Consider the following 10,367-nt stretch of genomic DNA (forward strand, 5'->3'; position numbering starts at 1 on the left):
GAACCGGAGTTCACCCATGACCACGACCACGACCACGACCACGACTGGTTACGCCAACGTCGTTCCGCCCGCGTGGCGTCCCGATCCCAGTGATGAGCGGTTACACCAGCCGACCGGAGACTCCGACTGGCCCTGGAAGGACACCTGGTTCTTCTCGATGCGCGACGAGGCGAGCAACCAGATGCTCAACATGCACATCACCATCAGCGCCAACCGGAACCCGCCCACCCGGGTGAGCGTCACCGTGGCCGACGGCGTGCACGCGGTTACCCACGTGCGGCGCGACGAGGGTCACAACAGCCACGACCACGTTGGCAACAGCCTGGCGAGCCTGGACCTCGTGCACCTGTCGGGCGACAGCGATCACGAACTGCTCTGGCACGGTGACCTGCCCGAGGTCAGCTTCGAGATCACGGTCAGGGGCAAGCACTTCGCGTCGTACTGGGACGAGATGTTCCCGGCCTACTACGCGGTGGGCAAGGACGGCCAGAAGTACTCCCACTACGAGCAGGTCGTGACCGGCACCGGCTGGATCCAGTGGAAGGGCCGCGACAAGGTCCCCTTCGACGGCATCGGCTGGCGCGACCGCGGCTGGGGCCGGCGCAAGACGGAGAAGATGTTCAACACCGGCTTCGATCTCCTCGCTGGTGTGCTACCCGACGACAGTGTGTTCTCGCTGATCGCGTTGCGCAGCCACGAGGTCGCCCAGGAGGCCCCGATGCCGATCGCCGGCTGGCGCTCCGACGCCACCACGCTGGCGCCGGCCACGGGCGGGCTGTACTGGAAGGACGCGATGGCCTGGCCGGCCAGGCTGCGGCTCGACTTCCTCGACGGATATCACCTGGACGCGACCCTTGTACGCCTCTCCCCAAGCATGCAGATGGCGTGGCACGATGCCGAGCCCGAGCCGGAGGGCTCCGGGCTCGCGCACGCCGTCCGTGACCACTACGCCGTCTTCTCCGACGCCGAGGGCAGGCCGTTCACGCTGTTCACCCAGCACGGCTACATCCACAAGGTGGACGTCTTCCGCGGCGGCGAGTTCAAGTACGTCCTGCCGCGCGCGGAGGCATGATGACCACCGGCTTCGTCCCGGACGGCCTGCTGCACAGCGTCTCCCGCGAGGACCAGTTCTGGGGCACCGCCAACCTCGGTGAGGCCATGCCCGGCGTGCTGACGCCCCTCGGCTGGTCCATCTGGGGACCGGGCACCGAGCTCGCCGTGCGCAACGCCTTCGTCGCCATGGGCTCGCTGCCGCCGAAGCTCGCGGTGATCCCCCATGACACCAGCGAGCGCTTCATCTCCATCTTCTACGGCCGGGTCGCCGGGCGTATCAACTTCCTCTGCGAGATGGGTGACCGCCTACCCGGCTCGAGCGCGGAGATCATCGCCGGGCAGATGCTGGGCGAGGTGCCTCCGGAGATCACGTCCAGGCGCGACCTCTCCCGGCTACCGGCGATTGCCCACCGCCTGCCCGTCCAGATGATGACCATCAGGAAGACCGTCGTGGCGGGCACCGCATCCACCTTCGGCTGGTGGACCGACCGGCTGCGCACCGTGGACACCCTCGACCTGACCGGGGCTCAGCGGATGCTGGGCGAGGCCTACGACAAGTTCGTGGCGATGGTGTCGTTGCAGGCCAGAGGGTTCTTCATCGGCGTCCAGGGCATCTACGACCAGCTCCTGTCACTCATCTTCGCGTCGGACCTCCCCGCGGACTCCGCGAACGCGATCATGGCCGGGCAGGGCTCGCACGCGGAGACTGAGATCATCGTCGACCTCTGGGATCTCGGGCGCGGGCGCATCACCCTGGAGACGTTCCTGACCAGGCACGGCTATCACGGGCCCTTGGAGGGCGAGGTCTCCGGTCGCGTGTGGCGTGAGGACCCGACACCGGTGATCCGCATGGCCGCGCAGTACGCCGACCGGCCGGAGAGTGAGAACCCGACGGCCACAGCCGAGCGCCGGATGGCAGAAAGGCTCGAGGCCGAGACCCTTCTTCTGTCGAAGCTGCCGGCCCACAAGCGCCCGGGTGCCAAGCTCGTGCTCAGGCTTGCCGTATCGCGAATCCCCCTGCGCGGCATCGGCAAGGCCGCCTTCCTGCAGTCCCTGGACGTCGCCCGGGCCTCGGCCCGTCGTATGGGTGTGCTCCTGACCGACGCCGGGGTCCTCAGCGATCCCGAGGACGTCTTCATGTTCACCAGGGAGGAGCTCGGCGCCGGCCTCGGATCCGATGCCAAGCAGATCGCGGCAACCCGGCAGGAACTGCGTGCCGAACTGCAGACCCTCGACATCCCGTCGTCGTGGAAGGGCAACCCGACACCCTTCGCCGTCGGTCGACCCGCCGAGGATGACGCCACCGTCACGGGCATCGGTGCCAGTGGCGGCACTGTCGAAGGGGTGGTGCGGGTGGTGCACGACCCTGCCTTCACCGACGTCGAGCCCGACGAGATCATCGTCTGCGCGACCACCGACCCGAGCTGGGCATCCGTACTCTTCCTCTCCGCCGCGCTGGTCGTGGACATCGGCGGCAAGCTCAGCCACGCCGCCGTGGTGGCCCGCGAGGTCGGCATTCCCTGCGTCATCAACACGCTCAACGGCACCAGGGTCCTCGCCACCGGCGACCGCGTCCGCGTGGACGGCAACGCCGGGACCGTGGAGATCCTGAGCCGAGCGCGCCCGATCTCGTGAACGGAGCAGATGCCCCTCAAAGCCGTCGTCTTCGATGTCGGTGGGGTTCTTCGCACCATCCGGTCGACGAATTCGGCAAGGTCGACGCCGAGTACGACATCCCGGACGGGACGGTCTGCGCCGCGCCCGGGGTGCACAGGGAACTGCTTCGTGCGCGCCGGCCACCGCGGCGGCGGTCCGGACGGCGACTGGAGAGGGCGCCCCGCCATCACGATCAGTAGGCACATCCAGTAACGATTTACCCCAAGCCACTACGCAGCGCAGCAATCAAGAGCCGGAGATTCGTCTCCGCAGTCCTCCGCACATGATTCGTATCTCTGTGCAAGAATCGCAGGGCGGCACACGGGAGCTCTACGGACCTGGAAAGCGGCGTATGGAGCCCGTTCCACGAAGCTGGGAGAAAGGAGCGTCACTGCCCATGGGAACTATCACCACCACCGGCAGATGGCAGCGCGTCAGCGTGGACGACCTGCAGGGCCTCACGATTCAGAACACCGATGACAACCGGAGCGAGATCAGGTGGGGCGAGCCCGTCGGAGGTGGAGGCCAGAGCGGCTATGACTTCGAGGGCTACACCGCCGATGCGGTCCTCGACGGCACCGACTTTCTGCTGGGCAAGTACACCCATCACAACCAGGTGATAACCCTGAACCGCTGGCAGTTCTGGGTTTTCCTGGAGGTCGATGTCCACTTCGACGACGACGACATCGATCACACCTTTGTCGTCCGCTTCCGCCACGACGAGACACCCAACCAGGGAGATCACCCGAACGACAGAGTCAAGCTCCCGACGATCCACGAGAACGACTCCCTATACGTCAACGGCTCCGAGTACAAGGTGACGATCACCGGCTTCTGGCGGCGCCGGGTGAAGACGACCTTCTTCGACATCGCCGAGGGCGGCTCCGCCAGTGCCGAGATCTTCGCCAAGCTCGAACTGGTGGAGGCGCCGACGTCCTGAACCCGCCCCAGCGGCGACGGCGGGCCTGAACTCTTCGGTGACGCCATCGAGGACAAAGGGGCGGACCGCGCAAAGCAGCCGAAGTCCGAATCACAGTGTCGCCTTCTTCCGCCGGGGCGACTCACCGCCGCCGTCCTGGCTTGACGGAGCGAGTCGGGAATGCTCTTCCAGGAGTTCTCCACCACGATCGCGAGCATGAGCGAGTCTGGATCCGGATAGGAAGGCGAGGGCATGTCAGCCGAAGTGGCTTCGTCCTCGACCGGGACGGCCGCCGCGGCGTCAACGAGCGACTGAAGTTCGTGTTCGGGGAACTCCCTGCGCCGCGTCGGCGTGGGCGATCCGAGTCGCAGTGCGGCATCGCGCTCGATCTCCTTGAGGAGTTCGTTGGCCTCCTCGGCACTCATGTCGAGGTCCGCCGCTTCCGCCATCCTGCTCAACGTTGCAGCTGCTCTGGAGATCCGTCTTGCCATTGGGAAGTTGGCTCCGTCCTTCCCGATCGTCAACCGTGTGACGATTCCGGCTGGGTTTCTGGCGATCTGAGTCCCGGACGGCGGCACGCAGCGCGGTGAAGGTGCCGGGTGCGCTCGGGGACGGTCGCGGTGAGGTCGTCCATCCTGGCGGTCCAGGCTGACGCCGCTCTGAACCTCGCGCTCGCCCACGCCCTCACGTCGTCGCTGTGGCCGGCCGCGGCGACGGCGAGCAGGCAGCACGACGTGGCTGCTGTTGCCGGCCTCTACCCGGACGAGATACCCCGACCACGGCGCGTCATCGGCGAATCCGACAGGCTGAAGACATGATCAGCAGCGTACTGTGGGGAGGCGGACTCGTTGCGTGCCTTCCGGACCGTTGACGACGCCGCCGCCGTCGCGGCTGGCATGGTCCCCGCCGACTCCCGTCTCCAGGACGTCTGGCGGCACGCCGTCGTCCAGCTGCTCGACGACTACACCAGCGTGCTGCGCCACCAGGGCCTTGAAGCGGCGCAGGCAATGTAGACCGACCGTCCACGGCCGTCCGGCGACCGGCGAGTGGACGCCGCTCTCGCCGCGCTCGGGGAGCACCTCGCCCGTCGTGACGGCTGGCCTGCCCCCCCAGCGGGTGCGCGACCCCGCACTCGAAGCGGTGCCCTGGTGGTTCGTCACCGCGCTGAAGGGCCTGCATCCCAGGGCGCTGGTCGAGTCCCCGCTGTCGTTCCGCAAGCGCGGCGTCTTCATCACCAGCGGCGCGCTCCAGCGGGCGTGACATGAACGACCCGGGTCTCAGCCGCGAGTCGATCAGCTGTTCGCGTCCCGCGTCGAAGCCGATGCCGAGGACATCGCGTTCCTCTACCGCACGCTCGGCTACATCACCGTCGACGAAGGCCTCGACCTCGTCCAGTCGGTCTATAGCGGCCGCCCGATTGACGCGAAGGTCCAGTTCCTCCTCGAAGAGGTCGTCGACTCTCTCCGCGGCCGCAGCAACCGCGCGGGCCACTGCTGAGGATTCTGTCTGGCCTGATCGCAGGACGACTTCGGCCGGCCGGCCGGGCATGAAGGAGACCTCGCGCGCTGCCTTCCCTTCTACGAACTCGCTGTCGCCAGTGCCGGTCGAACCATCTGGTCCGAGGAAGGCCCGGTCGCTCGACGCCCGCGGACGACCGGGCGTTCCTCAGCGACACAGCCCCCCGTCTTCACTTCAACGGCGTTGAGGTCTGCGACAGACTGGACGCGGCCGTCAAACCATTTGCGAGGACCGCCATGCGACTCAGCCAGGAGCGTGTGCTCGCCGCCGACCAGGACTCGAACCCACGACCGACGGATTATGAGATGACGTGCGCTTCGTCCGTCTATGTTCGCTGACGTTCGTCGACGCAGGTCACGGGCCTGACCTCGTCCGTGGATATACGCCGACGTCCGCAGTCATCGGCCGGCTTGGCTGCCAAGGTGGCTGCCACTTCTGCTCCTCGGCTAACGGCGTCGGCGAGGCTCGCAGTGGCTCGGCGCCGGCAGGAGACAGGGGCCTGCTCGCCTGAAGGGATCTTCTCCCTGGTGAGAGTAACTCAGCGTCAATCAAGCTAGATCCGTATGGGGTGTGCCAGCGGTCGCGAGCTTGGCTGGACCACTGCGACGTGGGGTGTCTTGGCTGGGCGACCCGGGACCGCGTATCGTTTAGTCCACAAAACATCTCCAGGGGGGTAATCGTTGGTGTTTGTCAAGGTTTTTCGATGCCGTGCGCCGATTTCAGAAAGCCGCGGTTCTTATAGGTGGTTTCAGCGATGACGTTGACACCGACCCTTCCGAAGGGTGCAAACATCGCAGTACCTAGCACCCGCCTGAGAGCTGCTATTTCCTGGGAAGGCGGTCAATCTATCGACGTCTGCGCATTGCTATTGACACAGCTGGGAAAGGTAAGGTCGGACGCGGATTTCGTGTTCTATAACCAGCCTATGCATTTCTCTGGCAGCGTTCGTCTTGGCACCGTCGCGAGCCCGGTTGCAACTCTTGATGTGTCTCTTCCAGACTTGGAGGAGGAGATAACCAGGGTAGTCTTAGCGGGATCCGTGGACGAGGGGACTTTCGATGATCTCTCGCATCTTCGCATAGCGCTGACTGACGATACCGGCAGACCGCTTACCGAATTCCGAATGAATGATCGGGCCGGAATCACCTGCCTCGTATTTGGTGAGCTTTACCGCCGAGCTGACCAGTGGAAGTTCCGTGCGATCGGGCAAGGTTGGAATACTGGCCTCGCCGGTCTCGCAACGGACTACGGAATCTCCGTCGAGGAGGACAGTCCTCAACCCGCCGAGGTGGTTTCTACTCCACAGGCCCGTCGAGCCGACTGGTATCCCGATGGTAACGACTTTTCAATCTTGCGGTGGTGGAACGGAGCGGCGTGGACTGAAGAGTCCACGCCAGGGTATTCCGAGACCTCCACAAAGTGCGGAAGGTGCGGCGGACGCAAAAAGAAGAAGCTACTTTCATCGGACCCCCCAACTTGCACTCCCTGCGAGGATACGGCAAGATTCGTACTTGCGAACTGGCGTATAAAGGTTGAGGAGGCTCTGCGCGACCAGGAACCTTCGGGGCAGCGATGGGAGGCGCTCTGGGCTGAGTTGCGCTACCATCGAATCGCCGAGTCAAAAGGGCAGGATATCTTCCGCACTCTCGCGTTTGCTCATCTAGAACGAATAGTTGCCTTCGCTTTCGCCGACGGCATAATTGAGCCGGCAGAGATTGCCGGATTCGAAGATGCCGCACGACAACTGCAACTCTCTGGGAGGGCTGTCGACTTAATGCGCGCACGTCTGCAACGCGGGTTGGTGCTGACACGTCTCCGAGAAGGCGAACTACCGAGATTACAGTCCGAAACACTTCACCTAGAAATAGGTGAAATCGTTCACTTGGATACTTATGCAATCCACGTCCGACAGCTGGCAAGCGGTCCCAAGCATACTCGTGGACGCCTCGTTGCTACGAATCGGAAACTTCGCTTCGTAAGTGAGAGCGGCGGAACTGAGCTTGCCTGGACAAAAATTATGGAAGTTGCCTTCCAACGCGGAAGCCTTGTAGTTTCCACGACAGCTTCCAGGGGTGGCGGTACCTATCACGTGGAGGATGCTGAATACGCAGCAGAAGTTCTGTCAACTACGTTGAAAATCGCGAAACGGCTAGTGATCGCACCGGGGAGACGGGACTCACGGGCGATTCCCCCCGCCATAAAGGCTGAGGTGTGGCAGCGAGACGGTGGGGTCTGCGTCCAATGTGGCGCCAGCGAGTATCTTGAGTTTGATCATATTATCCCGCATAGTCGTGGTGGAGCAACCAGCGTGGGCAACCTGCAACTCCTATGCCGTCGGTGCAACCTCGAAAAAGGTGCTCGAATTTAAGCCCGCCCGGCGGTTGTTGAGAACGGCAGCAAGCGTGAGGACCTTGCATACCGACGAACCACCCGATTACAAAGGACCGCCCCGGCCACGCATGTCCGCCGGCTGTGCCGGTGCGGGTAGGGAGCTAGTGCCGCATCAGGCTATGTTCGCCCTCTCGACGAGCCGGCGTAGCTGCTTGTCCTGAGCGTGGCGGTTCCGCCAGCCGAGGNTCGATGCCTGGGCGCGGTGGTTGCGGTGGTCGGTGCCGTCGATGGCGAAGTAGCGCAGGGCGGTGAACTGGGCCTCGATCCTGTTCAGCCACGAGCTGTTCGTCGGGGTGTAGGCGATCTCGACGTTGTTCGCTGCCGCCCATGCCCCGACCCGCCCATCGACCCTCGTGGTCAGGTGCGGGCTGTAGTTGTCGCAGATGATCGCGATCCGTACGTCGGGTGGGTAGAGGCCGCGCAGGTAGCGGCAGAAGGTCAGGAACACGGTCCGGTTCTTCGTGGTCTTCACATGCCCGTACATCCAGTCCCGGCCCAGGTCGTAGGCGGCCATCAGATGCCGCACCCCCTGCGTGCGGGTGTAGGTGGCGCGCCACCGGCGCCGCGGGTCCCGCTTCGGGTCGGTCTTCGCACCCCCGCCCCGGCCCACATCCGCCCGGGGCGGGGCTGGAGGTTGAGCGGGCCGAACTCGTCGACGCAGAACACGACCGTCGGCTCACCGGGCTCGGGGGTGACCTGACCGTCGACGATCGCGTACAGGTGTTCGACGCGGGCCTTCTTCGGTTCGTACTCCGGATCCGAGCTGGCCTTCCGGGTCTTCAGGCGTTGAAAGGACACGCCATCCTCGCGGAGCAGGACCCGCAGGCCCTCGTGGCTGATGTCGTCGACCACCCCCTCGGCGACCAGGAACTCCGCCAGCTTCGACAGGCTCCAGGTCGAGAACGGCAGCTGATGCTCAGACGGCCTCGACTTCGCGATCTTCTTGATCTCCTGGCGTTCCGGCAGGGTGAACTTCCTGGGTCGGCCGCCTGCGTACTTCGAGTAGAGGGAGTCGAACCCGTCGGTGTTGAAGTTGTGGATCACGTCGCGGACCCGGTCCTCGGACGTGAACATCACCTCGGCGATCTTCTTGGGGGTCATGGCCTGCGCGGAGAGCAGGATCATCTGCGCCCGCCGCCAGGTCACTACCGACCCCGAGGACCGTCGCACGATCCGCAGCAGCCTCTGTCCCTCGTCCGGATCGATCTCCCGGACCCGTACCCGTTCCGCCACACAACGGATCATCAGCCGGACCGCCGGGTCAGGACGGGACCCGCCCCGGCGCGTCCTCACAACGGGCGAACCTTCGCGGATGCGGCACTAAGAAACGGAGCACCCTACGGCACCGAGTAAGCCCCTACCCTCCTCCGGAGTGCTCATGGGCGAGGGCCTCCTCGCTGATGTTTCCGGCTTGCTGCGAACCAGGACCAGCATGCGGCGGCGCACAGGTCGCGACCCGTGACCGGCTGCAGGCCGAAGAAACCGTCGTCTTGTCGCACACCGGTAGACATCGGACATCCGGCGTCTTTGGGGCGTGCAGCCCGCGTCGCCGAACGGCTGCCAGTCAGACCTCGGCGAGAGAGTAGACCTTCAGGTCCACCTCAACCTGCCTCATCTCATCTTGGCGGGTAGGACGCAGCCACGCAGACCTGGCCACGCGCAAAGGTCAGCCGGACAGGATCCGCTACGCCCGATCCCAACGGCTCGCGGCGACCGCGCAGTGTAATACGCCGTGTTACGATGCGGGAATGGCGAACATCCGGTTCACGATCTCGACGGCCTCAGATGTCCAGGCCGCGATCAGAAGGCACGCGGAGGCGGCAGGCATGGACGTGTCCGCATACATGATCGCGGCTGCCGCCGCGCAGATGGCGCGCGACGACGCCGCCACCGCGGCCTTCGCGGCACTGGACGCACGCAACCAGGCTGCCCTCGAGCAGGCCGCCGACCTCCCCGAGGCGGACCTGCCGTCATTCGACACCCTGACCACGGAAGAACAGGCCCTCGTCCACCGGGTCCTGGCCAGCGCACTCGGATCGGACGCCGCGAGCGTCGCGTGACCGCCCGCACCGTCGTCTACGACGCCGGGATGCTCGTGGCGCTCCTGCGCGACGACCCAGCGGCACGGCTGCTCCACCACGGCCTACGCGCCGCACCGCACCGGCCGGTCATCATCGGCCCGGTCCTCGCCCAGGCCTGGCGACCGGACTCGAAAACGGTGCACGCTTTCAGCCAGTACCTCAAGGACTGCACCGTGCCGCAGACTCGGGACAGCACCCCACCCCTACGCGGCGCGGCCAGCGTCCCCGCCGGCTGCGTCGCCTGCGCGCGGACCTTCACCCTTGACTCGTACAAACGGGCAGGCGCCATGCTCGCCGCGGCCAAACTTCCCACGAAGAAACGGCCCGACGTCATCGACGCCCTGGTCGTCATCACCGCCGCACTTCACGGCCCCGCCCAGATTCTCACCAGCGACCCCGACGACATCACCGCCTACGCCGCCACCCTCGACCGCGCCGACATCGCCGTCGAGCCCATCTGAGCCGTCCCCACCCAGTCGCTTCGCGTCCTCAGCCACATAGGCGAGTCTCCGCAAGCAGGACGACGATCCACGGTCAGCGCTCGAGATCTTCCGCCGCATGGCTCCCGGCAATACCGCCCCTGTGGGACGTCAACTCGTCGAGGATGCCCTGTACCTGTTCTGCCAGGCGTGGGACGTCGATGCTCGCGGCCGCCCACAGAATGTCGAGGTCAACCGCGAAGTAGTCATGCACCACACGGTGACGCATACCGACGATCTGCCGCCACGGCACCTGCCGCTACCGGCTGG

Annotated in this window: 12 protein-coding genes; 9 read left to right on the plus strand and 3 right to left on the minus strand. The window is 65.3% G+C overall.

Annotated elements, in window-relative coordinates:
- Nucleotides 1-16 precede the first annotated feature (16 nt).
- The 7 genes from FrCorBMG51_RS20560 (at nt 17) to FrCorBMG51_RS27385 (ending at nt 7,514) form a co-directional block, all read left to right on the plus strand.
- Nucleotides 17-1,072: a hypothetical protein gene (locus FrCorBMG51_RS20560; protein ID WP_047224666.1), complete on the plus strand. Its 1,056-nt coding sequence runs from the start codon at nt 17-19 to the stop codon at nt 1,070-1,072.
- Nucleotides 1,072-2,688, plus strand: coding sequence for a PEP-utilizing enzyme (locus tag FrCorBMG51_RS20565; RefSeq protein ID WP_086055597.1), 1,617 nt, complete (start codon nt 1,072-1,074; stop codon nt 2,686-2,688). The genes FrCorBMG51_RS20560 and FrCorBMG51_RS20565 overlap by 1 nt, the downstream gene beginning before the upstream one ends.
- 418 nt (nt 2,689-3,106) lie before the next feature.
- Entirely contained in the window at nt 3,107-3,649 is a 543-nt protein-coding gene (locus FrCorBMG51_RS20570) for a choice-of-anchor K domain-containing protein (RefSeq protein ID WP_047224667.1), read from the plus strand.
- Between the two features lie 599 nt (nt 3,650-4,248).
- On the plus strand, nt 4,249-4,446 hold the full coding sequence (locus tag FrCorBMG51_RS20575) for a hypothetical protein (RefSeq protein ID WP_139342452.1): 198 nt from the start codon (nt 4,249-4,251) through the stop codon (nt 4,444-4,446).
- A gap of 30 nt (nt 4,447-4,476) precedes the next feature.
- Nucleotides 4,477-4,641, plus strand: a complete 165-nt coding sequence (locus FrCorBMG51_RS31885) for a hypothetical protein (RefSeq protein ID WP_235433768.1) — start codon at nt 4,477-4,479, stop codon at nt 4,639-4,641.
- A gap of 76 nt (nt 4,642-4,717) precedes the next feature.
- On the plus strand, nt 4,718-4,888 hold the full coding sequence (locus FrCorBMG51_RS31890) for a hypothetical protein (RefSeq protein WP_235433769.1): 171 nt from the start codon (nt 4,718-4,720) through the stop codon (nt 4,886-4,888).
- A 1,012-nt stretch (nt 4,889-5,900) separates the two neighbouring features.
- Nucleotides 5,901-7,514 carry a TerD family protein gene (locus tag FrCorBMG51_RS27385; protein WP_047224669.1) on the plus strand — a complete coding sequence of 538 codons (1,614 nt, stop codon included), beginning with the start codon at nt 5,901-5,903 and terminating at the stop codon, nt 7,512-7,514.
- Nucleotides 7,515-7,649: 135 nt separating this feature from the next.
- Here the strand turns inward: FrCorBMG51_RS27385 and FrCorBMG51_RS35080 are convergent, their stop codons facing one another.
- Nucleotides 7,650-8,051 carry a transposase gene (locus FrCorBMG51_RS35080; RefSeq protein ID WP_235433770.1) on the minus strand — a complete coding sequence of 134 codons (402 nt, stop codon included), beginning with the start codon at nt 8,049-8,051 and terminating at the stop codon, nt 7,650-7,652.
- The gene (locus tag FrCorBMG51_RS35085) at nt 8,051-8,782 is read right to left on the minus strand and encodes a helix-turn-helix domain-containing protein (RefSeq protein WP_200902531.1); all 732 of its coding nucleotides are present in this window, start codon (nt 8,780-8,782) and stop codon (nt 8,051-8,053) included. Before FrCorBMG51_RS35085 ends, FrCorBMG51_RS35080 begins: the two co-directional genes overlap by 1 nt.
- Before the next feature lie 503 nt (nt 8,783-9,285).
- On the opposite strand from FrCorBMG51_RS35085, the gene FrCorBMG51_RS20595 reads away from it, so the two are divergent.
- Both FrCorBMG51_RS20595 and FrCorBMG51_RS20600 read left to right on the plus strand, forming a co-directional pair.
- The gene (locus FrCorBMG51_RS20595) at nt 9,286-9,597 is read left to right on the plus strand and encodes a hypothetical protein (RefSeq protein ID WP_235433771.1); all 312 of its coding nucleotides are present in this window, start codon (nt 9,286-9,288) and stop codon (nt 9,595-9,597) included.
- Complete coding sequence (locus FrCorBMG51_RS20600) at nt 9,594-10,079, plus strand: hypothetical protein (RefSeq protein WP_047224670.1); 486 nt, start codon at nt 9,594-9,596, stop codon at nt 10,077-10,079. The genes FrCorBMG51_RS20595 and FrCorBMG51_RS20600 overlap by 4 nt, the downstream gene beginning before the upstream one ends.
- Before the next feature lie 73 nt (nt 10,080-10,152).
- Here the strand turns inward: FrCorBMG51_RS20600 and FrCorBMG51_RS34155 are convergent, their stop codons facing one another.
- Nucleotides 10,153-10,350 carry a HepT-like ribonuclease domain-containing protein gene (locus FrCorBMG51_RS34155; RefSeq protein WP_256386272.1) on the minus strand — a complete coding sequence of 66 codons (198 nt, stop codon included), beginning with the start codon at nt 10,348-10,350 and terminating at the stop codon, nt 10,153-10,155.
- Nucleotides 10,351-10,367: the final 17 nt, after the last annotated feature.

The sequence above is a fragment of the Protofrankia coriariae genome, assembly GCF_001017755.1.
In the GTDB taxonomy this organism is placed as follows: Bacteria; Actinomycetota; Actinomycetes; order Frankiales; family Frankiaceae; genus Protofrankia; species Protofrankia coriariae.